Source organism: Citrobacter sp. MGH106, assembly GCF_001037495.1.
Lineage (GTDB): Bacteria > Pseudomonadota > Gammaproteobacteria > Enterobacterales > Enterobacteriaceae > Citrobacter > Citrobacter murliniae.
Genome location: NZ_KQ089822.1, coordinates 2,568,441 through 2,594,762, shown reverse-complemented (window position 1 = coordinate 2,594,762; position 26,322 = coordinate 2,568,441). Strand labels below are relative to the sequence as shown.

General features: G+C 51.1%; 21 protein-coding genes and 2 tRNA genes. 13 read left to right on the top strand and 10 right to left on the bottom strand.

The window, feature by feature from the left end; translation table 11 throughout:
* Positions 1-23: 23 nt before the first annotated feature.
* The 5 genes from SK36_RS12250 to SK36_RS12230 form a co-directional block, all read right to left on the bottom strand.
* The gene (locus SK36_RS12250) at positions 24-1,802 is read right to left on the bottom strand and encodes an aminopeptidase P family protein (RefSeq protein WP_048221650.1); all 1,779 of its coding nucleotides are present in this window, start codon (positions 1,800-1,802) and stop codon (positions 24-26) included.
* Positions 1,803-1,817: 15 nt separating this feature from the next.
* Complete coding sequence (locus tag SK36_RS12245; RefSeq protein ID WP_045441737.1) at positions 1,818-3,272, bottom strand: AMP nucleosidase; 1,455 nt, start codon at positions 3,270-3,272, stop codon at positions 1,818-1,820.
* Positions 3,273-3,390: 118 nt separating this feature from the next.
* Positions 3,391-4,707, bottom strand: a complete 1,317-nt coding sequence (shiA, locus tag SK36_RS12240) for a shikimate transporter (protein WP_048221649.1) — start codon at positions 4,705-4,707, stop codon at positions 3,391-3,393.
* A 217-nt stretch (positions 4,708-4,924) separates the two neighbouring features.
* Positions 4,925-5,000: transfer RNA gene (locus SK36_RS12235), tRNA-Asn, on the bottom strand.
* Positions 5,001-5,099: 99 nt separating this feature from the next.
* Positions 5,100-6,587, bottom strand: a complete 1,488-nt coding sequence (locus SK36_RS12230; protein WP_331456579.1) for an EmmdR/YeeO family multidrug/toxin efflux MATE transporter — start codon at positions 6,585-6,587, stop codon at positions 5,100-5,102.
* Positions 6,588-6,747: 160 nt separating this feature from the next.
* Between SK36_RS12230 and SK36_RS12225 the strand changes: the two genes are divergently transcribed.
* From SK36_RS12225 to SK36_RS12185, 9 genes are all read left to right on the top strand, one after another.
* Positions 6,748-6,823, top strand: a tRNA-Asn gene (locus SK36_RS12225).
* Positions 6,824-7,177: 354 nt separating this feature from the next.
* Complete coding sequence (gene hinT, locus SK36_RS12220) at positions 7,178-7,537, top strand: purine nucleoside phosphoramidase (protein ID WP_045449566.1); 360 nt, start codon at positions 7,178-7,180, stop codon at positions 7,535-7,537.
* Between the two features lie 2 nt (positions 7,538-7,539).
* Positions 7,540-7,914, top strand: coding sequence for a YcfL family putative periplasmic lipoprotein (locus SK36_RS12215; protein ID WP_045441772.1), 375 nt, complete (start codon positions 7,540-7,542; stop codon positions 7,912-7,914).
* A 13-nt stretch (positions 7,915-7,927) separates the two neighbouring features.
* A complete protein-coding gene (gene lpoB, locus SK36_RS12210) occupies positions 7,928-8,569 on the top strand; it encodes a penicillin-binding protein activator LpoB (protein WP_045441778.1) in 642 nt (213 codons plus the stop codon).
* The gene (thiK, locus tag SK36_RS12205) at positions 8,550-9,374 is read left to right on the top strand and encodes a thiamine kinase (protein ID WP_048221647.1); all 825 of its coding nucleotides are present in this window, start codon (positions 8,550-8,552) and stop codon (positions 9,372-9,374) included. The genes lpoB and thiK overlap by 20 nt, the downstream gene beginning before the upstream one ends.
* A 10-nt stretch (positions 9,375-9,384) precedes the next feature.
* The gene (gene nagZ, locus SK36_RS12200) at positions 9,385-10,410 is read left to right on the top strand and encodes a beta-N-acetylhexosaminidase (protein ID WP_048221646.1); all 1,026 of its coding nucleotides are present in this window, start codon (positions 9,385-9,387) and stop codon (positions 10,408-10,410) included.
* A gap of 21 nt (positions 10,411-10,431) precedes the next feature.
* Positions 10,432-10,974 carry an alpha/beta hydrolase YcfP gene (gene ycfP / locus SK36_RS12195; RefSeq protein ID WP_003030817.1) on the top strand — a complete coding sequence of 181 codons (543 nt, stop codon included), beginning with the start codon at positions 10,432-10,434 and terminating at the stop codon, positions 10,972-10,974.
* 237 nt (positions 10,975-11,211) lie between these two features.
* Positions 11,212-12,516 (top strand): NADH-quinone dehydrogenase, encoded by a 1,305-nt coding sequence (gene ndh, locus SK36_RS12190; RefSeq protein ID WP_045441784.1) that lies wholly within the window; start codon positions 11,212-11,214, stop codon positions 12,514-12,516.
* Between the two features lie 392 nt (positions 12,517-12,908).
* Positions 12,909-13,448 (top strand): glycine zipper 2TM domain-containing protein, encoded by a 540-nt coding sequence (locus SK36_RS12185; protein ID WP_045441787.1) that lies wholly within the window; start codon positions 12,909-12,911, stop codon positions 13,446-13,448.
* 61 nt (positions 13,449-13,509) lie between these two features.
* Here SK36_RS12185 and SK36_RS12180 read toward each other — a convergent pair whose 3' ends face one another.
* A complete protein-coding gene (locus SK36_RS12180; RefSeq protein WP_048221645.1) occupies positions 13,510-15,696 on the bottom strand; it encodes a TonB-dependent siderophore receptor in 2,187 nt (728 codons plus the stop codon).
* Between the two features lie 249 nt (positions 15,697-15,945).
* Entirely contained in the window at positions 15,946-16,581 is a 636-nt protein-coding gene (gene comR, locus SK36_RS12175; RefSeq protein ID WP_045441792.1) for a TetR family copper-responsive transcriptional repressor ComR, read from the bottom strand.
* A gap of 242 nt (positions 16,582-16,823) precedes the next feature.
* On the opposite strand from comR, the gene bhsA reads away from it, so the two are divergent.
* Positions 16,824-17,081, top strand: coding sequence for a multiple stress resistance protein BhsA (bhsA, locus tag SK36_RS12170; RefSeq protein ID WP_045449568.1), 258 nt, complete (start codon positions 16,824-16,826; stop codon positions 17,079-17,081).
* An 85-nt stretch (positions 17,082-17,166) separates the two neighbouring features.
* On the opposite strand, the gene ldtC is transcribed toward bhsA, so the two are convergent.
* The 3 genes from ldtC to SK36_RS12155 form a co-directional block, all read right to left on the bottom strand.
* Entirely contained in the window at positions 17,167-18,132 is a 966-nt protein-coding gene (ldtC, locus tag SK36_RS12165; protein WP_048221644.1) for a L,D-transpeptidase LdtC, read from the bottom strand.
* Positions 18,133-18,279: 147 nt separating this feature from the next.
* A complete protein-coding gene (gene mfd, locus SK36_RS12160; protein WP_048221643.1) occupies positions 18,280-21,726 on the bottom strand; it encodes a transcription-repair coupling factor in 3,447 nt (1,148 codons plus the stop codon).
* A 117-nt stretch (positions 21,727-21,843) separates the two neighbouring features.
* The gene (locus SK36_RS12155; protein ID WP_048221642.1) at positions 21,844-22,908 is read right to left on the bottom strand and encodes an acyltransferase family protein; all 1,065 of its coding nucleotides are present in this window, start codon (positions 22,906-22,908) and stop codon (positions 21,844-21,846) included.
* 260 nt (positions 22,909-23,168) lie between these two features.
* Here SK36_RS12155 and lolC point away from each other — a divergent pair, with 260 nt between their 5' ends.
* Genes lolC through lolE form a run of 3 tightly spaced genes read left to right on the top strand, consistent with a single transcriptional unit; the run spans position 23,169 to position 26,306 of the window.
* Entirely contained in the window at positions 23,169-24,368 is a 1,200-nt protein-coding gene (gene lolC, locus SK36_RS12150; protein ID WP_048221641.1) for a lipoprotein-releasing ABC transporter permease subunit LolC, read from the top strand.
* Entirely contained in the window at positions 24,361-25,062 is a 702-nt protein-coding gene (gene lolD, locus SK36_RS12145; RefSeq protein ID WP_045441805.1) for a lipoprotein-releasing ABC transporter ATP-binding protein LolD, read from the top strand. The genes lolC and lolD overlap by 8 nt, the downstream gene beginning before the upstream one ends.
* Positions 25,062-26,306 (top strand): lipoprotein-releasing ABC transporter permease subunit LolE, encoded by a 1,245-nt coding sequence (gene lolE / locus SK36_RS12140; protein ID WP_048221640.1) that lies wholly within the window; start codon positions 25,062-25,064, stop codon positions 26,304-26,306. Before lolD ends, lolE begins: the two co-directional genes overlap by 1 nt.
* Positions 26,307-26,322: the final 16 nt, after the last annotated feature.

Sequence of the window (26,322 nt, the reverse complement as noted above, 5' to 3'; positions counted from 1 at the left end):
GCCTGAGGGCTGCCTTTTTTACGTTAATTGGCCTGAACACGAATCGGTGCTGTGGCTGCAAATAGCCATGGACGTGCGTCACTGTCCACGCGTGGCGACAGTGTTTCTCTTACCTGCTGGTGGTAGTCATCAATCCACTGCTTTTCTGTTTCGCTCAACAGATGTAACTCAACCAGGTTCAAATCGATAGGGACCTGCGTCAGTGAGGCGAACCGGCAAAAGCCTGGACGACTCTCGATAATCTCTACCTGATTCTCGATGCGGATCCCATATTGACCTGCCAGATAATATCCCGGCTCGATAGTAATAATATTGCCTGCGACCAGAGGCCAAGGATTTACTTTTTTGGCAATACGGTGGGGCTGCTCATGAATCAGTAGCTGGTGGCCCACGCCATGTCCGGTGCCATGATCGTAATCCAGCCCCAGCTCCCAAAGAGCCCGACGACTAAACGCATCCAGTTGATGACCCTGAGTGCCGCTGGGGAATTGTAGCGTGATCAGCGATATAAAGCCTTTCAGTACTGCCGTATAGTGCAGTCGGCGCTGCGGATCCTGTGGGCCAAAGGCGAGGGTACGCGTCGTATCTGTGGTACCGTTTTGATACTGACCACCGGAGTCATTCAGATACATGGCCTGTGAGGTAATCGGCGTATCTGTCTTTTCACTGGAATGATAATGACACATCGCCGCATTACTGGCTGAAGCTGAAATAGTGCCAAAACTTTGCTCAATAAACCCGGGTTGTTGCTGGCGAAACGTCAACTGTTTGGCCTGTGCTTCCAGCTCGGTTACCGGATTACCGGCCGCCTCACGTAGTGGTACTTCATGCGCCAGCCAGGCGAGGAAGTTAACCCACGCAGCACCATCCTGTTCATGGCATTCACGATAGCCTGCCAGTTCAGTGTCATTCTTATGAGCTTTAATCAATGTGATTGGATCCGGGGCCCAAAGAACTTCACCTCCGTTCTGTTCAATCGCAAAACGCAAAGCAACCGGGGCATAGTCCTTATCAACCAGAAAACGTTTTCCCTGTGCCAGTTGCTGGCAGCGAGAGAGAAAACCCTCTTGTGGTGCAAGGGTCAACGTGCTCAGCAGGGCTTCGGGTAACTGCTTTGTTTTGTTGGTATCAACAAACCACTCCAGTTCGCCGGTGCGGTGCAGCAGGGCAAATGAAAAAGGGACGGGGACCATATCAAGATCTGAACCACGCACATTGAGCAGCCAGGCAATATTATCAGGAAGGGTAATAGCCAGAGTATCAGCCTGATGCAGGGCAAGTTGGTCTACGATCCGCGCACGTTTTTGTGTACTGCTTTCACCGCTGATTTCAACAGGCATTTCCCGGATGATGCCGCACGGTGCCGCAGGACGATCGAGCCATACCTGGTCGAAAGGATCGGTTTCCAGAGCCACCAGTTCGCAATGGGTGGCCGACAGGGATTCAAACTGGCTGTTAACCATCAACAGGGGTTCAAAGCCAATACGAGTGCCTGGTGCGACGTGTTCCTGTAAATAGTCCGCCAGCGGCTCATCGTGCAGATGATGAATTTCAAAATCATCAAGGGAGACTTCGTTACGTACCTGAACCTGATAGCGTCCATCGACAAACATTAAGGCGCGATCGCTAAGGACTAACGCCAGGCCTGCTGAGCCGCTAAAGCCTGTGAGCCAGGCCAGTTTATTGTCGTGTGGCGTGCAATCCTCGCTCTGGTGCGCATCAGCGCGTGGAACAATCATACCGTCAAGCCCCAGGGCCAACAGTAGATTGCGCAGAGCGGAAAGGGGAGTTGAGTTGTGCATAGTTACCTTCAGGCCTTAACGGAACGGCGGTTCGTTGAACGTACGTAATTTGCGGGAGTGCAGTCGGTCACCTTCAGCACGAAGGCGGTCGATAGCCCGGATGCCAATCTGCAGGTGCTCAGAAATCGCACCTTCATAAAATCGGTTAGCCTGACCAGGAAGCTTAATTTCACCGTGCAGCGGTTTGTCGGAAACACAAAGCAGAGTGCCGTAAGGGACGCGGAATCTGTAGCCCTGAGCAGCGATAGTGGCGCTTTCCATATCGATAGCTACGGCGCGGCTGAGGTTAAAGCGCAGCGCAGAAGCGGAGTAGCGTAATTCCCAGTTGCGATCGTCGGTCGTAACGACAGTGCCGGTACGCAACCGTTGCTTCACCTCTTCACCGGGCATACCGCTGACCTCTTTGGTGGCGTCATACAGTGCGCGCTGAACTTCCGCTATGCTCGGAATAGGAATGTCAGGAGGCAGTACGGCATCAAGCACATGGTCGTCACGCAGATAGGCGTGGGCAAGAACATAATCACCAATCGCCTGGCTTTCGCGCAGACCACCACAGTGCCCAATCATCAACCAAACATCAGGGCGAAGGACCGCCAGATGATCACAAATGGTTTTAGCGTTAGAGGGGCCTACGCCAATATTTACCAGCGTGATCCCCTGACCGTCGGCGGTGATTAAATGCCAGGCAGGCATCTGGTGTTTTTTCCAGGCAAGGTCGGAGATAGCCTCTTCCGGGGCTTCTGTTTCAGCGGTGATCCAAATCCCTCCCGCACAGGAGAGCGCGATATATGGACTGTCAGGATCGAGGATCTGGCTGCATCCCCAGCGTACGAATTCATCAACATAACGGGTGTAATTGGTGAACAGTACAAAGGGTTGGAAATGTTCAACCGGCGTGCCCGTGTAGTGACGCAGTCGTGCCAGCGAAAAATCTACCCGTCGGGCGTCGAAATGTGACAGTGGGGAGAATTCCGCCGGATGATAAGTCCCGTCTGCGGTTTCATCGCCAATCTGTGACAGCTCGGTGGTAGGGAAATGACGCGTTAATCCGGCACTCATCGATCGATCAAGTGTCAGTTCAGAACCGTCAATCACATAAGGATAGGGGATTTCGTGCTGCGATGGCTCGACGGAGATGTGAGCATCATAATCTTGATACAGCAGCGTCAGCTGTTCTTCAAGATAAGGGCGAAAGAGCGACGGGCGGGTAATGGTCGTGGTATAGCAACCAGCATGAGTAAAACGTCCGTAAGCGCGAGTTTTTGGTGGATTGGTGGCGCTGCCATCCCAGGTTACAGAAAGTGAAGGGTAAACAAAAAGACCTTTATCTCGGGCGATTACATCAGGAAGTGTCCCGGTATCAATGTACTTGCCAATGGCGCTACGCAGAGCCTTAACTGATTGCTCATACAATGCGTCCAGTTTATCCAGCGCCTGAGCCGGGGTCAGGCTGGAGCCCTTATTGTTCATGTCTGTCTCCTTGTTCCACAGATGTGCTGCTCTCCCGATAGTATGTCACAGGAATGTGAAACAAAAGTCAGACGTTGAGGAAGAAAATGCGAAGACCAGATGGTCTTCGCGAAAAGACTTAACCGTGCTGCTTATCTCTCATCATTATTGCTGTGGCAGCAGAAATCAGACAACCCGCCATCAGGTAAATGGCTACACTGTGCCAGTCTCCGCCGGAGAACGTGACCAGTGCTGCAGCAATAAACGGGGTAAAGCCGCCGCCAACCACGCTGGCGACCTGATAGCCAACTCCTGCGCCACTGTAGCGGTAGCTTGCGCCAAACAAGCCGGTAAACATGGGTTGCTGGACACAGACCACCATGTCGTGGGCGATGTTTGCCAGCATAATCGCGAAAAATACGATCCAGAAGATGGACTGTGCTTCCAGGGCCATAAAGAACGGGAATGCGCTGAGTGTGCCGACCAGCGCCCCGGTAATGTAGACCCGGCGACGACCAAAGCGGTCGGCAAGCCAGGCAAAGCAGGGGATAGTCAGACAACTTAGCCCACCTACCAGCAGCCCGATATTGAGAAACAATTCGCGTGGTAGTCCCAGATTTTGGGTGGAGTAGTTGAGTGCAAAAGCGGTGACTATATACATCGTCAGCAGTTCACAAAGGCGCAGGGCAATAATTTTTAAAAATGCCCCCGGGTGGCGGGTTAGCGCTTCGATGACCGGCAGTCGTTTTTTCGCCTGCGGTGGTTCCTGTTTTTGCAGCTCGAACTCTGCGGACTCTTCCATTCTGTTACGCATCCACAATGCGCCCAGAACTAATACGATGCTGAACAGGAACGGAATACGCCAGCCCCAGCTCAGGAACTGTTCATCAGTCGTTTGCGAGCTAATCAGCGAGACTAACCCTGTAGAGAGCAGCAAGCCGACACCGTAACCCACCTGAACGCCGCTGCTGTAGAACGCTTTTTTATTTTTTGGGGCACTTTCGACGGAAAGTAATGCCGCGCCGCCCCATTCACCGCCGACGGCGAATCCCTGAACGGCGCGCAGTGTCACCAGTAAGATGGGGGCCCACCAGCCGATGGTGTCAAAAGAGGGGATAATGCCAATCAACGCAGTGGCAATCCCCATCATCCAGACGGTGAGCATCAGCATGCGCTTACGGCCAAGGCGATCGCCGAAGTGCCCGAATATTATTCCACCCAATGGGCGGAACAGAAATCCGACACCAAAGGTGGCGAACGCGGCGAGCGTACCCATCGCGGGACTTATCTGCGGGAAAAACTCGCGATTGAAGACCAGTGCGGCAGTGATGCCATAAAGCAGAAAATCATACCAGTCGACCACGGCACCAGCGAAGCTACCGAGTGCTGCGCGTCGGGCGCGGCTAAGCGAAGATGTGTCCTCCTGGGGACCCGCGGAGATGAGGGTGGAATCCATAGTTATCCTGTCTGTACTGATTTCTAATTATTAGTATTGGAATAAGGTTACGCACATTGCAGTCGATATATTAACGACTGTTATGAGACTACCGCGACAGACGGGAAGAGAAAACGATTTTATCCCTTATAACGGGGCAAGATGAAAAATAAGACGAAAGGAAAAACAGAAAAACAAAAAGCCCGCTTAAGTTTCCTTAAGCGGGCTTTTCTAAATATGGCTCCTCTGACTGGACTCGAACCAGTGACATACGGATTAACAGTCCGCCGTTCTACCGACTGAACTACAGAGGAATCGTGTGAACGGGGCGAATATTAGCGATGCCGGTCAGCGTTGTCAAAGCCTGAATGTAGAAACGCGATCGTTTGCTGAAATATTCTTCATTTCGCCGTTTATTCAGACGCAACGGGTTGTTTTATACACTTTTCACGTTCCTGGCGTGGATATTTCCACAGCCATCGACCGGTGACCATTCGCCAGTAAAATAGCGCGGCGCGGACCGCCCAGTCGAAGAACATCCCCATCCAGACGCCGACCACTCCCCATCCTAATACGATCCCTAGGGTATAACCTGCTACAACACGGCAGCCCCACATACCCAGCATGGAAACCCACATAGCAAAACGTGCATCACGCGCTCCCTTAAAACCAGCGGGAAGGACCCAGGATGCTGCCCATATCGGCATAAATGCCGCATTGAGCCAAATCAGTATGACTATGACCTCTTTTACGTCCTGATCGTGGGTATAAAACGAGGCCATGACACCGGCAAACGGTGCAGTCAGCCAGGCGATGGCAGTTAAACCGATTGTGGATAACCAAAATACGTGTCGCAACTGAATTTCTGCCTGGGCAATCTGCCCATTACCCAGGCGTCTGCCGGTAATGATGGTGGATGCGGATCCTAATGCGTTTCCCGGCAGGTTAATCAGAGCCGCAATAGAAAATGCGATGAAGTTACCGGCAATAACGCTGGTACCCATACCCGAGACAAACATCTGAGTTAATAGCTTGCCACCGTTAAACAAAACGGATTCGATACTTGCAGGAATACCTATCCCCATCACCTCCCAGATAATGGCGAGATTTAACGGCTTAAAATAACTTTTCAGTGAAATACGCAGCGCTGGGTTAAAACCAATCATCAGCACCCATATAATGGCGATAGCACCAATGTAGCGGGAAATCGTTAACCCAAGACCTGCGCCTACAAATCCCAGCCCTTGCCAGGAAAAAATGCCGTAGATCAGGATGCTACTGATGATGATATTCAGTATATTCATGCCGCCGTTAATCAACAGCGGTATCTTGGTATTCCCGGCCCCACGCAGTGCTCCGCTACCGATCAATGCAATGGCTGCTGCCGGATAACTGAGCACCGTTAATTCCAGATAGGTCAGCGCCAGTGCCTTTACTTCGGGAGTCGCTTCACCGGCGACAACATTAATAATCTGCTCGCCAAAATAGTGAATCACCGCTGCCAGCACGATGGCAAAAATCGTCATGATTACCAGTGACTGTCTGGCGGCGGCTCTGGCCCGTCGGCGATCGCGTTTCCCAAGGCTAAAAGCAACGACCACCGTCGTGCCAAGATCGATAGCGGCGAAAAACGCCATGATAACCATATTGAAACTGTCGGCGAGTCCGACACCCGCCATTGCTTCCTTACCCAACCAGCTAACAAGGAAAGTACTCAGTACTCCCATCAATAATACGCAGGTATTTTCCAGAAAAATGGGAATGGCTAACGGAGTGATTTCACGCCAAAAGAGTACTTTGTAACTCTTGCGTTTGGCATACCAGGGCGTACAGGAAACGACCTGACGTAAGGCAGCGGACACGTTCAAAGTGGACCTTAATGAAGAAAGTTGAAACCTCATTTCAAATGATGAGGGAGAATCAAAAAAGCTGCAAAGTTTTTTCCATATAAAATGTCTGTAAATGCAACAAACTGTCGAGAGAAGCACCAATTGATACTCAATGAAGGAAATGGGGTTTGACAAAAGATTTTTCGCCGCTAAGATAAGCCTCCACAACGATTCCTCTGTAGTTCAGTCGGTAGAACGGCGGACTGTTAATCCGTATGTCACTGGTTCGAGTCCAGTCAGAGGAGCCATATTTAAGAAGCCTGCTTAGGAAACTAAGCAGGCTTTTTGTTTTTTTAGCGTTTACATTTCTCTGCCTGGGTAAGCGTTAACGTCAGCTTTAGTCCCCCGTATTTTGGCTATGAGTGCAAAATCCACCCGATGAGCAGGTGGAATTTTTGCCAGTATGAAATATTGTTTCAGTACTATGTCTGAGCAATAGCAACGGGAAATGGTTATAAGAGCAGCATAAGGAAAACTTTTTGCTTAAAAAATCGAGGGTTAAAGTTGAAAGAGCGTGAGTAACTCACTCATACTCTATACTCGCAGAGTAGCTCGGCGTAGCATGGCACAACGAAGGGCTCTTAATGAAAAAGGAAAACGTCGTGGCAGAAGAAACTATATTCAGCAAAATTATTCGTCGTGAAATCCCCTCAGATATCGTGTACCAGGACGAACTGGTCACAGCGTTTCGCGATATTGCACCTCAGGCGCCTACGCATATCCTGATTATTCCAAATGTCCTGATCCCAACCGTTAATGATGTTACGGCTGAACATGAGCAGGCGTTGGGGAGAATGATCACGGTCGCGGCGAAGATCGCTGAGCAGGAAGGCATTGCCGAAGATGGATATCGTTTGATCATGAATACCAACCGCCACGGGGGTCAGGAGGTGTATCACATTCATATGCATCTACTGGGTGGGCGTACTCTTGGTCCAATGCTTGCGCATAAAGGTCTTTAATAATGACCAGAGGATGCTTAGTGCTGTCACTGGGGGTGCTGTTACTGGCAGGCTGTCGTTCACATCCTGAAATTCCGGTGAGTGATGAACAGTCGCTGGTGATGGAATCAACGATACTGGCTGCAGGTATAACAGCAGAACAGCCTGCGTTAACCACGTCTGATATTCAGCCCTCTGCATCCTCACGACTCTATAACGAAAGACAAGAACCCGTTACCGTTCATTATCGGTTTTACTGGTATGACGCCAGAGGGCTGGAGATGCACCCTCTGGAAGCGCCACGCAGCGTCACTATCCCGGCACGTTCGTCGGTGACTCTGTACGGCAGCGCCAATTTTCTGGGGGCGCACAAGGTTAGACTTTATCTTTATTTGTAAGGGGTGAATCTTGATGATCAAAATGAATCGCTACGCATTGATTGCCGCGCTGGCGATATTTCTCTCTGGTTGTGTGGCGCAACGAGAGCCAGCGCCGGTAGATGAAGTCAAACCGGTGCCGGAGCAGCCCGAGCAACCGCAACAGCCGGTACCGGTTGTCCCAACGGTGCCAACCATACCGCAGCAGCCTGGTCCGATTGAACATGAGGATCAAACGGCGCAGCCGACGCCCCGGGAACGTCATTATGACTGGAATGGCGCAATGCAACCGATGGTGGCGAAAATGCTGCAGGCTGATGGCGTCAAAGCTGGAGGTGTCTTGCTGGTCGACAGCGTGAATAATCGCACCAATGGTTCTCTCAACTCTGGTGACGCAACCGAAACATTGCGTAATGCGCTGGCGAATAACGGCAAATTTACTCTGGTCTCGGCACAACAGTTGTCGCTGGCGAAGCAACAATTAGGTTTATCACCACACGACAGCCTGGGTACGCGCAGTAAAGCCATTGGTATTGCCCGTAATGTAGGAGCGCAGTATGTGCTGTATTCCAGCGCTTCCGGCAACGTCAATACGCCGGCACTGCAAATGCAATTAATGCTGGTACAAACTGGCGAGATAATCTGGTCAGGTAAAGGTGCTGTTCAGCAACAATAACAGACTGACGCGCGACGAGGTTTTGTCGCGCTATTTCCCGCAGTATCATCCCGTCGCGGGCAGCCAAAGCGGCTTGAGCGGCGGGAGCTGTATCATCGAAAATCATCCCCATCGTTTAGTGCTGCGCTGCCATCATGATCCTCACGCGCCCGAGTCCCATTTTTTACGGCACTATCATGCGCTGAAAAAACTGCCCGAAAGTCTTGCTCCCAAACCCCGTTTTTATACACAAGGGTGGATGGCAGTAGACTATTTTCACGGTAAGGTAGAATCCAGATTACCGGAAGCCGACGAACTTGCAGGCTTACTGTATCATCTTCACCAACAACCCCGTCTGGGCTGGCAAATCAGAGTGCTGCCATTACTTGAACAGTACTGGCAGTGTTGTGATCCGGCGCGCCGGACGCCTGGTTGGTTGCGCGTGCTAAAGCGGTTAAGAAAACAACGCGAACCTCGCCCGATACGTCTCGGGCCGTTACATATGGATGTCCACGGCGACAACATAGTGCGCACAGCGTCGGGGCTGCGGTTGATTGACTGGGAATATGCCGGAGACGGTGATATTGCGCTGGAGCTGGCTGCGGTGTGGACCGTTGATGAATCTCAGCACCGGCAACTGGTGAACGCCTATGCTCAGCATGCGCACATTGATCCGGATGCCCTCTGGCGGCAGGTCAGACAGTGGCAACCCTGGGTGATGGTGCTGAAGGCGGGGTGGTTCGAATATCGCTGGCAGCAAACCAGCGATCGACAATTTATCAGGCTGGCCGATGAAACCTGGCGGCAGCTAACAATGAAAGGATAAGGAGAGCAGTGTGGGTCCAGTAATGTTGGATGTCGAAGGGTATGAGCTGGACGCTGAAGAGCGTGAGATTCTGGCGCATCCGCTGGTGGGTGGGTTGATCCTCTTTACCCGAAATTACCACGACCCGGAACAGTTGCGTGAACTTGTTCGCCAAATCCGTGAGGCATCACGTAATCATCTGGTGGTGGCAGTGGATCAGGAAGGGGGGCGTGTACAGCGTTTTCGTGAAGGGTTTACCCGCCTGCCGGCGGCACAATCTTTTGCTGCACTGCACGGACTGGTAGAGGGAGGCAAGCTGGCTCAGGATGCCGGATGGCTCATGGCCAGCGAAATGATTGCGATGGACATCGACATCAGCTTTGCCCCCGTCCTGGATGTGGGCCATATTAGCGCGGCGATTGGCGAGCGTTCTTACCATGCCGATCCAATAAAGGCGCTGGCAATGGCAACCCGCTTTATTGATGGCATGCATGCCGCGGGCATGAAAACCACCGGTAAACATTTCCCCGGGCATGGGGCTGTGACGGCGGATTCGCACAAAGAGACACCAACCGATCCGCGACCGGAAGCGGAAATTCGCGCCAAAGACATGTCGGTGTTTAAGACGTTAATTACGGAAAATAAACTTGATGCCATTATGCCGGCACACGTGATCTATAGTGAAGTCGATCCGCGTCCGGCGAGTGGTTCCCCCCACTGGTTAAAAACGGTGCTGCGTCAGGAGCTTGGTTTTGATGGGGTGATCTTCTCCGACGATCTGTCGATGGAAGGCGCAGCTATCATGGGGAGCTACGCAGAGCGTGGGCAGGCATCGCTTGATGCAGGTTGCGATATGATCCTGGTCTGCAATAATCGTAAGGGAGCGGTCAGTGTGTTAGATAATCTGTCGCCGATCAATGCGGAACGTGTTACACGTTTGTATCATAAAGGTTCATTTTCGCGTCAGGAACTGATGGATTCGGCACGCTGGAAAACGATTAGCGCCCAGCTCAACCAGCTTCATGAGCGCTGGCAGGAAGAAAAAGCAGGTCATTAACGCACGTTTGGTGAGGATGCGATGATTATCTATTTACACGGTTTTGACTCTAACAGTCCGGGAAATCACGAGAAAGTGTTACAACTGCAGTTCATTGACCCGGATGTCAGACTGATCAGCTACAGTACACGGCATCCTAAGCATGATATGCAGCATCTGCTGAAAGAAGTGGACAAAATGTTGCAGCTTAATGTGGACGATCGCCCGTTGATTTGCGGCGTGGGGTTGGGTGGTTACTGGGCTGAACGAATTGGTTTTCTGTGTGATATTCGGCAGGTCGTGTTTAATCCCAACTTGTTTCCGTATGAGAATATGGAAGGGAAAATCGACAGGCCCGAAGAGTATGCGGACATCGCCACAAAATGCGTGACTAATTTCCGTGAAAAGAATCGCGATCGGTGCCTGGTTATCCTTTCACGCCATGATGAAGCACTGAACAGTCAACGCTCCTCTGAGGAGCTGCACCACTTCTATGAAATTGTATGGGATGAAGAACAAACCCATAAATTCAAAAATATCTCTCCTCATTTGCAGCGAATCAAAGCGTTCAAGACGTTAGGTTAGTCGCCGATTTACGTTGAACAAAGCCAGCCTTCGGGCTGGTTTTTTTGTTGTTAAAGCTAGGGTTGTCTATCTTTTCAGCATCAAAACTTGATACATATCAATTTTGGTATGACCAATGCACCGTTCGTGTTATTCTCAGTCTCGAAGAAGATTTTCATTATCGTAACTTGTTGTTAATTAAAGGCTATGTTAATAACTTTTAATTAACAATTGGTTAATAAATTTAAGGGGGTCACGTTGACTACACCATTAAAAAGAATCGTTATTGTCGGCGGTGGTGCTGGCGGACTGGAAATGGCGACTCAGCTGGGGAAAAAACTGGGGCGTAAGAAAAAGGCAAAAATCACGCTGGTAGACAGAAACCACAGCCATTTGTGGAAACCCTTACTGCACGAAGTGGCGACGGGATCCCTGGATGAAGGCGTTGATGCGCTGAGCTATCTGGCACATGCGCGTAACCACGGCTTCCAGTTTCAGCTTGGCTCGGTTGTAGATATCGATCGTGAAGCGAAGACCATCACTATTGCTGAGCTGCGCGATGAGAAGGGTGATCTACTGGTTCCTGAGCGTAAAGTGCCTTACGACACGTTGGTGATGGCGCTTGGCAGTACGTCCAACGATTTCAACACGCCGGGTGTCAAAGATAATTGCATCTTCCTCGATAACCCGCATCAGGCGCGTCGTTTCCACCAGGAAATGTTGAATCTGTTCCTGAAATACTCTGCGAATCTGGGCGCGAATGGCAAAGTGAATATCGCCATTGTGGGCGGTGGTGCAACAGGTGTGGAACTCTCCGCCGAGTTGCACAATGCGGTAAAACAACTGCATAGCTATGGGTACAAGGGACTGACTAACGAAGCGCTGAATGTGACTCTGGTGGAGGCCGGCGAAAGAATTCTGCCAGCATTGCCGCCGCGGATTTCCAGTGCTGCGCATAATGAACTGACCAAGCTGGGCGTGCGTGTATTGACTCAGACGATGGTGACCAGCGCTGATGAGGGCGGGTTACATACTAAAGATGGCGAGTACATTGAAGCCGATCTGATGGTGTGGGCGGCAGGTATCAAAGCACCAGACTTTATGAAAGACATTGGTGGTCTGGAAACTAACCGCATCAACCAACTGGTGGTGGAGCCTACTCTGCAAACCACACGCGATCCGGATGTTTATGCTATTGGTGACTGTGCTTCCTGCGCACGTCCGGAAGGTGGCTTTGTTCCACCGCGCGCTCAGGCTGCTCATCAGATGGCTTCCTGCGCGATGAACAATATTCTGGCGCAGATGAATGGCAAGCCGCTGAAAGCGTATCAATATAAAGACCACGGCTCTCTGGTTTCCCTCTCCAACTTCTCTACCGTGGGTAGCCTGATGGGGAACCTGACGCGCGGTTCGATGATGGTGGAAGGGCGTATTGCGCGCTTTGTGTATATCTCACTGTACCGTATGCACCAGATTGCGTTGCATGGTTACTTCAAAACCGGTCTGATGATGCTGGTTGGCAGTATTAACCGTGTGATTCGTCCGCGTCTGAAATTGCATTAAAATATCAAATAACCGGGCCACACAGTGGCCCGGTAGACGTTTTTCAGCTCCTGCCCTCCTACTATATTGCAACCTGGCCTTCCTTGAGATCCAATAGTGAACCTGACCGATGAGCCGCGCGAGTCGATGAGTCTCTCCACTGAAGTGCTAAGTATGTAGTTTGTATTCTGGCAGATACCGATCACCGGGTTAACCAATGTACCAACCGGAGTGGTAGTGGCTGCAGGTTTTTATTCGAACAGCATTATATGACATCCTGTTCTGCGTGATTCAGAACCGTCTGAATCACGCTGCTTTCGCGCTTACCCTCGCTATTTTCATCCCCATTCTGATTGGCATTCCTTACATCCTGTTGCAAAGTTGTTGCTAATAGCAAAAAAGGAGGATGTCCCGTGAATAAATCAATGTTGGCGGGTATAGGGATTGGCGTGGCGGCTGCGCTGGGCGTGGCGGCGGTAGCCAGTCTGAACGTTTTTGAACGTGGCCCACAATATGCACACGTCGTCTCTGCGACGCCGATAAAAGAAACGGTAAAAACGCCGCGTCAGGAGTGCCGTAACGTTACCGTTACCCATCGTAAACCTGTGCAGGATGAGAATCGTATTGCCGGTTCGGTACTGGGCGCTGTTGCGGGTGGTGTTATCGGTCATCAGTTTGGTGGTGGACGAGGTAAAGACATTGCGACCGTCGCTGGTGCTTTAGGTGGCGGTTATGCTGGTAACCAGATCCAGGGTTCAATGCAGGAAAACGATACATACACCACCACACAGCAACGTTGTAAAACGGTGTATGACAAGTCGGAAAAAATGCTTGGTTACGACGTAACGTACAAAATTGGCGATCAGCAGGGCAAAATCCGGATGGATAAAGATCCTGGTTCGCAAATTCCACTGGATAACAATGGCCAGTTGGTTCTGAATAACAAAGCGTAAAAAAGCTTTACTCTGCACATCAATTAGCCCCCCAATCGCTCAGGCTGGGGGGCTTTTTTTATCAGAAGGTTAAGGCATAGTTCAGACCAAAGGTGCGACCGCGGCCTTTGTATTCATAGAGTGAAGGGCTACCGTAGGTTGGGCTGTAAAGTAACGGTGCACGTTGTCCCCAAAGTGTGGTGTACTCTTCATTCAGCAGGTTTTCAACGCTGAAGGTCAGTTTACCCAGCGGGAGCTGATAGCTGCCTATGAAATCCATGGTGTTATACCCGTCCAGCTTGTTGCCGCTGGCGTCGCTCAGGTCAAATGTCTGCTGACTCTGTATACGTAACGACCACGGTTCAGGCGCCCAGCCGACCCAGGCGGTTGCTTTTGATGGCGAGGCCAGTGTGACGTCCCACTTCTGCCATTTACCGTTCTGTTTGACTTCCGATTTGATGATGTTGAAGTTACTTCCCAGGCTCCAGTCAGTGTCAGCAATGAAATAATCCACGGCACCTTCGAGGCCATATATCCGGCGATCGTCTGGTTGCACATTAATGGTCATATCGCTGCGGTTAATGACAATCGACTTATCCGAGGTAGAGTAGTAGGCCGCCAGTTGAGTGCGCAGGCTATCACCGGTGTAGCGCCAACCCAGTTCAAAAGAGTTTACCTTTATGCCTTCCAGCCGAGAATCTGCCACATTGACACTACGCTGGAGTTGATAATGGTCACCGACAAGTGAGTAAGTACCGTTCCCGTAGTATTTCCCCGGATCGGGAAGCTCCACACCCTGAGAGAAATTAAACCATGTCTGCTGACGGTCAGTCAGATGTGCAAGAATGCCCGCATTAAACAGGAAATTATCGTAATCAGTTTTCCCGCCAGGAATCACATCTGCAGAGTGTGCCAGCCCATTAGCAATCCCTTGTTGCTGCGCATAGCCGACAAAATCATCAACCCGGTTTTCGGTCCATTGATAGCGAACGCCGGCACTTAACGTGAAGATGTCGTTTATGTCATAGCTGTTTTGCAGGAAAGGCGCGAAGTTGGTAATGCTGTAACCAGGATAACGCCCGGTGGTATAGGCGGTGCGGTTATCCATGCCGCCAGAGGGCAGGGACCAGGCAAGATCAAAGAATTTCTGGTTGGAGTCGAAGGTTTCATGGTCCGCATCGATACCCCATGTCAGCTCCCAGTTCTCCATCAGTTGGCTATTAAGGGTAATTTTTGCGCCAAATTGATCGGTATCCTGCTGTGATGCGGAGAAACTGGTGACTTTGCCTTTGCTCAGTGTAGGGAAGGGGTAGAATGTCAGAGATTCATCACGGTAGTAAACCTGACTGACCAAATTCTGGCCGAAGAAGTCAGCATCGGAATATTGCAGGCTGATAAGATGACGCTCCGTGCCGGGAATGCGATCGGAACTCAGACCGCTGCTGGTGTAGGCTTTCCCCGTTCCCGTCACCGCCGACATATTCTCGCCCAGATATAATCCGTAATCATCATCCCCCTGGCTTTTATAGTACTGGGTAACCAGTTGTAGTTGACGGTTGTCATCAATCTCTATTGTGCCGGTGCCCATGATGTCGAGACGATCGGAATGCTGCAGGCCGGTTTGAGTGTTATCCAGCATTAAGGCATCGTTGTTGCCGTCATACCAGCCGCCAAATCGTTGATAAGCGACGGACATGCGTCCGGAAGCGTGATCGGTTCCTCCGCTGACAGCTGCGGCGACACGTTCGTCATGATCGTTACTGTTGTTGAAGCCGCTTTTGCTTCCCAGTTCGAGTTCAACTTCGCGTTCTGGCTGGCCTTTTTTGGTGACAATATTGATCAATCCACCGGTACTTCCACCGCCATACAACGATGTTGCACCAGAGATAACCTCGATATGCGCAATATTAAAGGGGTCAATGGAATCCAGTTGGCGGCTGTCGGTACGGGAGGAGTTCAGGCGAACACCGTCAATCAACACAACGATGGCGCGTCCACGCATGTTCATCCCGTAGTTCGTCCGTCCCTGACTGCTGACGTCAATTCCAGGGATTAACTGAGCCAGCACATCTTTGAACTCTTTACCACCCTGAACCTGCTGTTCAATCTCGCTGCCTTCAATGACCCAGGTGGTTTGCGCCATTTCAGCCACAGTTCGCTGGCTACGGTTGGCGCTGACGATGAGATTTTCTTCTTCATTCTGTGCCGCCATTACCGGCAGGGTTAAAGATAATAAGATTGGATTGAGCACCCAAAGACGCTTATTCATTCGCATTCCTTTTAAAAAAGAGTCGGTCTGTTTTTTTTATTGCGGCGTAGAAACCGATAGTTACATTGGGAAATGGATGTTAAAACAAATGCGAATATTGCTGATATTGATTGTGATTATCAATTGTTTTTACAAAAATGTAGCATTAAAGTTATGAAAACAATGATAAAAGTAGGGTGATTCAGAGGGGATCGGGAGCGAGATAAACTCCCGATAATCTTAGAAATGAAAAGTTGTCACGGTAAAGCATTACTCTTTGAGTAATTCAGGCCACAGCCGCAAGGTTGTATGGGTTATCTGCATCAGTTTTTCGAACGTTGCGCCTTCACGGGCACTGATCGACATCCCTTGTAAAATACAGTTCAGAAATTCGGCCAGTTTCTGCGGATCGCAGTGGGCAGGAATTTCACCATGTTCCTGGCGTTGGCAAAGAAACCGGGCAAGCGTCTGTTCCTGCATAGCGTGGCGGGTTTTAACCGTGTGTGCAATGTCACGGGAGGAGGCAGCAAGCGTTGCGGAGGTATTAATCATAAAACATCCCGCAGGTGTGTCCTTGCTGGTGAAACAGGTGGCTATGGCGGTGAAATAGTCTTCCAGTGCAGACTCAAGACTTTTTTCTTCGCAAAAAAGCTGAGCTTCATGTTTTGCCGCAAAACGGCTGATGTAGCGGTCCAGCACGGCGCGAAATAATCCTTCTTTATTGGTAAATTCCGCATACAGCGTGGGCGCTTTAGCACCGGTTGCTTCCACGAGATCGGAGAGCGATGTCGCTTCATACCCGTGCTGCCAGAAGAGTGTCATGGCCTTATCAAGCGCGGCTTCCCTGTCGAACACTTTTGGTCGGCCACGGCTTTTCTTTGTACAACTCGTTGTTTCAGTTGTCATGGTGCCGTCGTACCTGATTGGGTTTGTTGAATAACCATTATAAAAATATTCGACCACACTCTCCAGCAGATTCACGATAAAAATAATTCATGGCTATTAGTATGAAAGATAAGGCCTTTATGATTTGTATAACGATCATTATAAAAAATTGTTGACGTGTGACCTGGATCACATCTATGATTTACCTATCGATCGTTAAGTTAATCTTTGCGGCGCACATTCATCTGCTAAAGGTCACAATTATGAAAAACGTACAAACACTCCTTCTTGCTACCGTTCTGAGCTCACTTTCATTCGCCAGCTTTGCTGCTGTTGAGGTTCAGGCAACGCCTGCAGACCAACAGAAAGTTGGGACTATTTCTGCTAATGCAGGTACCAACTTAGGTTCTCTGGAAGATCAACTGGCACAGAAAGCGGATGAAATGGGCGCGAAGTCGTTCCGCATTACTTCCGTTACCGGTCCTAACACCCTCCACGGGACTGCGGTTATTTATAAATAAGTTTTAACCCATCGTAATGCCACTGCGATTTAAATAAAAAACCCCGCTGAACAACGTCCAGCGGGGTTTTTTCATGGGTTGTGTTTTACAGTGTCTGCTGAGTAACGCCGTGATGGCGTGTCACGTCGACCGGCATCCCTGAGCGTAGTTCCATCGCATGCTCCATGACGGTCTGGTCCGTTTGCACTGCATTTTTAAAGTTCTGCATTGACGTATTCAGTACGATCGGCAGTACCTGCGGGTCGTCATCTATATTTTTCGACAGCGGTTGGTGCACTTCAACCAGACGCATACCGTTTGGTTCAACAGACGCTTTAATTGGCGTGTTAATGATATTGACCTTTGTTCCAGGAGTTACCTGGCGGAATAAGGTCTCAATATCGCCATCGCGCAGGCGAATACAACCAGAGCTGACACGCATACCGATACCAAAATCAGCGTTTGTGCCATGCAGCAGATAAACACCACCGTATGCCGCTAAGCGAATGGCATGGTGGCCCATGGGGTTGTCCGGGCCAGCAGGTACCACAGCCGGTAGGTCGATCCCCTGCGCTTTATAACGTGCGCGAATATTAGTGGTTGGCGTCCAGGTTGGGTTGGCTCGTTTATCTGAAATGGTGGTAACCATTGTTGGTGTCAGTGTGTCTCCGCCCAACTGACCGATGCCAATGGGATACACGGTCACCGAATTTTTACCCGGATGATAGTAATAAAGACGCAGCTCAGCGAGGTTAATCACAATGCCTTCGCGTGGTGCATCCGGCAGCAAGGTCTGCAACGGAATAGTCAGCACACTGCCTGCCCGAGGTACGAAAGGATCAACGCCAGGATTCGCCTGTAGCAGAGCTAAAAAACCAACGTTGTATTTTTTCGCAATAGCTTCCAGTGAACCGCCATTATTTTCGACAACGTGAACGGCGTTTTTACCAACCACCTTGCTTCCGGGAGGAGGTAGCGGCCAGGTATTTGCCTGAGCCGGAAGGGCCAAAACCATGGTTGCGGCGAGCGTAACAAATGTGAACCAGCGAGAGATAGATATATTGTTTAACATCACCATAAATCCATTGTTTTTACGTGGTTATTGTTATGTAAAAGTAAACAGGAATTATGGCGGTTTGCTCTGTCGGGAAGTGCAGGGAAGTGCAAAGAGTTTGTAAATACCGGGTCGGGTGAGCGTTGTTCTCACCCGACCCGCCGTTTACGCTACCGCGTTCTCTTCAAGCTGGCGCATAAACTGACGCACCCATTCGATGCGTTTTTTTCGCTCGCTCAGTTCCTGCATGAATTTCAGACGGGTAGGGCCATCCAGACGGAAATGTTGCGGCTGTTTTTGCAATAGTCCAATCAACCAGACCGGGTTGACGTGGTTTTTCTCTGCAAACTCAATCGTGCCACCTTTTTCATTTCCCTCGAGCTTTCTGATACCCAGTTTCTGTGCCTGCTGGCGTAAACGGGCGACATCCAGCAATGTCCTGGCCGGATCGGGCAGCAGACCGAAACGGTCGATCAGCTCGACCTTGATCTCTTCCAGCTCATTTTCGTTCTTCGCACTGGCGATGCGTTTATAGAACGACAGTCGTGTATTAACATCGGGAATGTAGTCATCCGGTAGCAGCGACGGTACCCGTAATTCCACTTCAGTTTGCTGACTGGTGAGATCTTCCAGCGACGGTTCCCGGCCTTCTTTCAGAGCATCGACAGCGTTTTCCAGTAGTTCCATGTACAGCGAGAAGCCGATGGTTTCCATTGAGCCACTCTGGTCTTCACCCAGCAGTTCACCCGCACCGCGAATTTCGAGGTCGTGAGTTGCCAGCGCAAATCCGGCACCCAGATCTTCCAGCGAGGCGATAGCTTCAAGGCGTTTTTGGGCATCAGTCGTCATTGCTTTCGGATGCGGTGTCAACAGCCAGGCGTAAGCCTGGTGGTGCGAACGCCCGACGCGACCGCGTAACTGGTGTAACTGTGCCAGCCCAAAATGGTCTGCGCGCTCGATAATAATGGTGTTGGCGGTTGGGATGTCGATTCCGGTTTCAATAATGGTGGTGCACACCAGCACGTTAAAGCGCTGGTGGTGGAAATCGTTCATCACGCGTTCCAGTTCCCGCTCGCGCATTTGTCCGTGTCCAATGGCAATGCGCGCTTCAGGCACCAGCTCCGCCAGCCGATCGGCAGTTTTCTGGATATTCTCGACATCGTTGAACAAATAATAGACCTGACCACCGCGCAGAACCTCACGCAGGATTGCTTCACGCACCACCAGATTGTCGTACTCACGAACAAAGGTTTTAACCGCCAGGCGACGGGCAGGAGGTGTAGCGATAATCGACAGATCGCGCATGCCGCTCATTGCCATATTGAGGGTTCGCGGGATGGGGGTTGCCGTCAGCGTCAGAATATCTACGTCAGCGCGCATCGCTTTAATGCGCTCTTTATGTCGTACGCCGAACCGGTGCTCTTCATCGACGATAAGCAGGCCCAAATCTTTTAGCTTCACATCACTTTGCAGCAGTTTGTGAGTACCAATCAGGATATCGATTTTCCCCTCAGCGACCTGTTCGAGAATTTGCGCCTGCTCTTTGGCACTGCGGAAACGGGATAGCATCTCAATGCGTACTGGCCAGTTGGCAAAGCGGTCGCGGAAGTTGTCAAAGTGCTGCTGGGCGAGCAGGGTGGTCGGTACCAGCACGGCGACCTGTTTGTGGTTCTCTACGGCAAGGAATGCAGCACGCATCGCCACTTCGGTTTTACCAAAGCCCACATCGCCACAGACCAGTCTGTCCATTGCCAGTGGCTGACACATGTCGCTGAGTACAGCGTTAATGGCCTGGGCCTGATCCGGTGTGGTCTCAAACGGGAAGCTGTCACAGAACAACTGATACTGTTCACGATCATGCTTAAAGGCAAAACCTTCTTTTGCGGCGCGTTGGGCGTAGATATCCAGCAGTTCTGCTGCGACATCGCGAACTTTCTCGGCGGCTTTCTGACGGGCACGCGACCAGGCATCGCCGCCAAGTTTATGCAGTGGCGCATTCTCTTCCGCACCACCGGCGTAGCGGCTAATAAGATGTAACGACGACACCGGCACATACAGTTTGGCGTCATTGGCGTAGGTGAGCATCAGATACTCACCAGTGATACCGCCGGCTTCCAGGGTGGTCATACCGGCATAGCGTCCCACGCCGTGTTCAAGATGCACCACCGGCTGACCTGGGTGCAGTTCAGCGAGGTTACGGATTAATGTGTCCGGGTTGATGGTGCGGCGCGAGTCCTGACGGCGACGCGCCACTCGCTCACCGAGAAGATCGCTTTCGCAGATCAGCGCCAGATTCCGGTTGCTGTCGATGAACCCGTGTTCCGCTGAGCCAATCATCAGATAGCGACCGGCATCGACCGCTTCATCGAGGCGTAAAATACGTTTTGGAGCAATCTTGATGCGGGCGAGAAGGTCGCCAAGCGCTTCACGGCGTCCTTCACTTTCAACCGAGAAAATCACCGGGCCATCAAATGATTCGAGAAATTTACGTAACGCATCCAGTGGTGCTTTTTGCTGCGCTTGTACCGCCAGGTCCGGGAGCTTCTTGAATCCCAGGTTGGTATTTGCAGCTTTTTTCGGCAGGCTCTCAGTTTTGAGCTGAACGCGTGGCCAGCGTTTAAGCTCAGAGAACAGCTCATCCACGCGTAACCACAATGATTCCGGCGGCAGAAGAGGGCGCATCGGATCGACGCCCCGGTTTTCGAAGCGCGATAGCGTATCGACCTGAAAGCGTTCTGCGCTGGTCTCTAAATCGCCAGTATTCACCAGCAGCGTATTTGCGGGGAAGTAGCTGAAAAGCGGCGGCAGCGGTTCGCTGAAAAACAGCGGCTGCCAGTATTCGATCCCGGCAGGCAGCGTGCCTTTACTGACCTGCTGGTAAATATGCTCCGCGTCGCGTTTAACTTCAAAAGTATCGCGCCACTGGCTACGGAACAGCTCGATGGCCGTTTTATCCGTAGGGAATTCGTGTGCGGGTAATAAGTTAATAGCGTCGACTTCTTCCAGTGTGCGTTGAGTATCTGTATCAAACAGACGCAAACTGTCAATTTCATCATCAAAGAAATCAAGGCGGTAAGGCAGTTCACTGCCCATCGGAAACAGGTCCAGTAACGCGCCGCGTGTGGCATATTCGCCGTGTTCCATGACCTGGTCAACGTGGCGATAACCGGCGCTGTCCAGTTGCTCACGCAGGGCATCGCGCGACAGGCGTTGGCCTTTTTTCATCACCAGTGCATGGCCGTGCAGATAGCTGTGTGGGCACACGCGCTGCATCAGAGTGTTTACCGGCACAATCAGTACACCGCGCTGCATGGAAGGCAGTTGATACAATGTAGAGAGCCGTGAGGAGATGATTTCCTGATGAGGGGAAAAACTGTCGTATGGGAGTGTTTCCCAGTCTGCAAGGTTCATCACCATCTGGTCGGTGAACTGACGAATTTCATCATGCAGGCGCAGGGCATTTTGCATGTCCGGCGCGATGAGCACCACCGGACCAGCGTGGTGCTCGGCGATTTCTGCCACCAGCGTAGCGCAGGCGGCACCGGTAAGTTCACCTAACTGGCGCTGATCGCCAGCTTTCGCTGGGAGCGTATAACGATGTTGTTCAGGCATAACGGTTGTCAGGATCTCGTTTAGATATACGTCTGATAAGCAATGTTCTTTATTATCCGTGATCGTTTCTCATAAGCAAATTGAATCGCCCCCAAATGGGGGCAAAAAACGGTGAGGTTAGCGGGTGACGGTCGCCAAAGTCGGCGGGGAAAAAAGCAGATCGGCCACGGCTTTCTGCGAAAACTTTCGCACTATAAGTCCGGCGAGGGTGCACATTAACAAACTGGCAAACGGATAAATGAGTAACACAGCCAGTTCCACTTTTGCAGGCCATGCGGCGTGATTCAGTTTGGGGATTAGCGTTAAGCTGAACGCCTCGACCAGGATACGGTGCGTGGTGTAGATAGCGATGGTGTTCGCGCCAATCACACTTAATAGACTGTTGGCCCGCATGCCAAAGCGTTGCTCGAACTGATAAAACATTTTCATAATAAGCACAATGGAGAGCAGTGACAGTAGCAGCGAAACATTTGCCAGCCAGGCCATGACGGACAGTAAGGCGGTAAATGTAAATATCAGAGCGTGGCGTCCCAGGGGAACTTCTTTAATCCACGCCATCAGCGTTGCGCCAGACCAGGCACCGAGGCCGTAATACGGCAGATTGCGTAATACGCTGTTCATTCCCCACCACGGCGTTGGGAAGAAGTTTATCGCTATACTGAGCAACATCAACAGCGGCAGCAGCGGAAATGCCCAGCGGTTGAAAGTTTTACACAGGATAAAGTAGACCACCAGTGCGTACAGATACCACAGGCTGGTGCTGGCAGTAAGCATGCCACGCGTAAAGTCACGCGCGGAATCGGCATAAGCGGCATTGGCTGCATGGGCCAGGTCGCGTTCCGGGGCCAGCCAGCCATTGAGCGTCGTTAATGCCAGCCATTGCACTATTCCCCACAGTACCAGTACCCAGACAATATTCCAGATCCGCTTATCCACACAGGTGGTCCAGGAGACGCTGTCGATATAACGACGAATGAGATAACCCGAAATAAAGAAAAATACTGGCATCCGAAACGGTGCCAGATACAAGTTGAGGTAAATCCAGCTTTTGGCCAGCATTTCTGCAAGAGGATGCTGAAAAGTGGTGAGATGAGGGTAAAAGGTAATAACTGAGTGGTAAATAACCACCAGACATATACATAACCCTTTGATTTGATTAATCCATAATTCTTTTTGGTTCATTGCGACGGCGTATCCATATTGAGTGAGATAGTCTGTCATCCTGCGGATACAGGGGAACGCTGTAATGCGTAACCGTCTGCTTTTTATTTTTTTCAGATTAAGATCAGGGACAAAGAACGATGCGAGGAGAGATAACTATAGTGAATTGATTTGTTTATGCTTTTCAGATTAAAGCTGACGAACACTTACGGTTCAGTCATTTACCCATTCCGCTTTCGCTTATATACTCGTGGCTTTGCTACAGCAACCAGACGGATTTCATGTATCAACCTGTCGCTCTATTCATCGGCCTGCGTTATATGCGTGGGCGTGCAGCTGATCGCTTCGGTCGCTTCGTTTCCTGGCTCTCAACCATAGGCATTACTCTCGGGGTAATGGCACTGGTCACGGTATTGTCGGTAATGAACGGTTTCGAGCGCGAGCTGCAAAATAACATTCTTGGTCTGATGCCTCAGGCCATTCTCTCTTCTGAACAGGGCTCCGTTAACCCGCAACTGCTGCCTGAAAAAGCCGTGGTATTGAATGGCGTCAATCGTGTTGCACCGCTGACGACGGGAGATGTCGTCCTGCAAAGTGCGCGCAGCGTTGCTGTTGGCGTTATGCTGGGCATCGACCCGGCGCAAAAAGATCCGCTGACGCCGTATCTGGTCAATGTGAAGCAAACAGATCTCGCACCGGGCAAGTATAATGTCATCCTCGGTGAACAGCTTGCCGGGCAGTTGGGCGTGAACCGGGGTGATCAAATCCGCGTTATGGTGCCGTCAGCCAGCCAGTTCACGCCAATGGGACGTCTGCCAAGTCAACGTTTGTTCAATGTGATTGGCACTTTTGCCGCCAACAGCGAAGTCGATGGCTACCAGATGCTGACCAATATCCAGGACGCATCACGTCTGATGCGCTATCCAGCGGGCAATATCACAGGCTGGCGTCTGTGGCTGAACGAGCCATTGAAGGTCGATACACTGAGTCAGCAAACGCTGCCGCAGGGGACTAAGTGGCAGGACTGGCGTGAGCGCAAAGGCGAGCTGTTCCAGGCTGTGCGGATGGAAAAAAACATGATGGGACTGCTGTTGAGCCTGATCGTGGCTGTCGCGGCGTTCAATATTATTACTTCGCTGGGCCTGATGGTGATGGAGAAGCAAGGGGAAGTGGCAATTTTACAAACCCAGGGGCTAACGCCGCGACAAATAATGATGGTGTTTATGGTTCAGGGGGCCAGCGCAGGTATTATTGGCGCGCTGCTGGGCGCTGTGCTGGGAGCGTTGCTTGCCAGCCAGTTGAATAACCTGATGCCAATTATCGGGACGCTCCTGGATGGCGCAGCGTTGCCGGTCGCTATTGAACCACTACAGGTTATCGTCATTGCGCTGGTGGCAATGGCCATCGCGCTGCTGTCTACGCTTTATCCTTCCTGGCGCGCTGCCGCCACTCAACCCGCTGAGGCTTTACGTTATGAATAAGATCCTGTTGCAATGCGACAACCTGTGCAAACGCTATCAGGAAGGCTCCGTACAAACTGATGTGTTGCACGATGTCAGTTTTTGCGTCGGCGAGGGTGAAATGATGGCGATTGTCGGCAGCTCAGGCTCCGGCAAAAGTACCTTGCTGCATCTGCTGGGTGGCTTGGATACGCCGACGTCAGGCGATGTGATTTTTAGCGGCCAGCCAATGAGCAAACTTTCGTCTGCGGCAAAAGCGGAGTTACGTAATCAGAAGCTCGGTTTTATTTACCAGTTCCACCATCTGTTACCGGATTTTACCGCGCTGGAAAACGTGGCGATGCCTTTGTTAATCGGTAAGAAAAAACCGGCTGAAATTACCGAGCGTGCGCGCGATATGCTGAAAGCGGTTGGGCTGGATCACCGTGCCAGCCACCGTCCTTCTGAACTTTCGGGCGGCGAGCGCCAGCGTGTGGCTATTGCTCGCGCATTGGTGAATAACCCGCGTCTGGTCCTCGCGGATGAGCCGACGGGTAACCTTGATGCGCGCAACGCGGACAGTATTTTCGAGCTTCTGGGAGAACTGAATCGTTCTCAGGGCACGGCATTTCTGGTGGTGACGCACGATCTGCAACTGGCGAAGCGAATGAGTCGTCAGCTTGAAATGCGCGATGGTCGTCTGACGGCTGAACTGAGCCTGATGGGAGCAGAGTAATGGCTTCGCCTTTATCGTTATTGATTGGGCTGCGCTTTAGCCGTGGTCGGCGGCGCGGTGGCATGGTCTCGCTGATTTCCGTTATTTCTACCATTGGTATCGCATTAGGTGTAGCGGTATTGATCGTTGGTTTGAGCGCCATGAACGGCTTTGAGCGCGAGCTGAATAACCGCATTCTGGCGGTTGTTCCGCACGGTGAGATTGAAGCGGTTAATCAGCCATGGAACAACTGGCGGGAAGCACTGGACAACGTGCAGAAAGTGCCGGGTATTGCGGCAGCAGCACCCTACATCAACTTTACCGGACTGGTGGAGAGTGGGGCGAATTTACGCGCCGTACAAGTGAAAGGTGTTGACCCCAAACAGGAACAGCGTCTGAGTGCGCTGCCTTCGTTTGTGCAAAACCACGCCTGGGACAATTTCAAAGCCGGTGAGCAACAGGTCATTATTGGCAAAGGTATTGCCGATGCGTTGAAGGTGAAACAGGGTGACTGGGTGTCGATTATGATCCCTAACGCCAGTGCCGATCACAAGTTACAGCAACCTAAGCGCGTGCGATTACATGTCACAGGCATTCTGCAACTGAGTGGTCAGCTCGATCACAGCTTCGCTATGATCCCAATGGAAGATGCGCAGCAGTATCTGGATATGGGATCCAGCGTTTCTGGGATCGCCCTCAAGGTTAACGATGTATTTAATGCCAATAAACTGGTCAGAGATGCCGGTGAAGTAACCAATAACTATGTCTACATTAAGAGTTGGATTGGCACCTACGGCTATATGTATCGCGACATACAGATGATCCGCGCCATTATGTATCTGGCAATGGTACTGGTGATAGGCGTCGCCTGTTTTAATATCGTTTCGACGTTAGTGATGGCGGTAAAAGACAAGAGTGGCGATATTGCGGTATTAAGAACGCTGGGCGCTAAAGATGGATTGATTCGCGCCATTTTTGTCTGGTATGGATTGTTGGCGGGTCTGTTTGGTAGCCTGACAGGCGTCGTTATCGGGGTTGTTGTCTCGCTGCAGCTGACGCCGATTATTAACGGGATTGAAGCAATTATCGGTCATCAGTTCCTCTCTGGTGATATCTATTTTATTGACTTCCTGCCATCCGAATTACACTGGCTGGATGTTATTTACGTGCTGGTTACAGCATTATTGCTGAGTCTTTTAGCGAGTTGGTATCCGGCGCGGCGCGCCAGTAATATTGATCCTGCGAGAGTACTTAGCGGCCAGTAAAAATAATAAGGAGCGG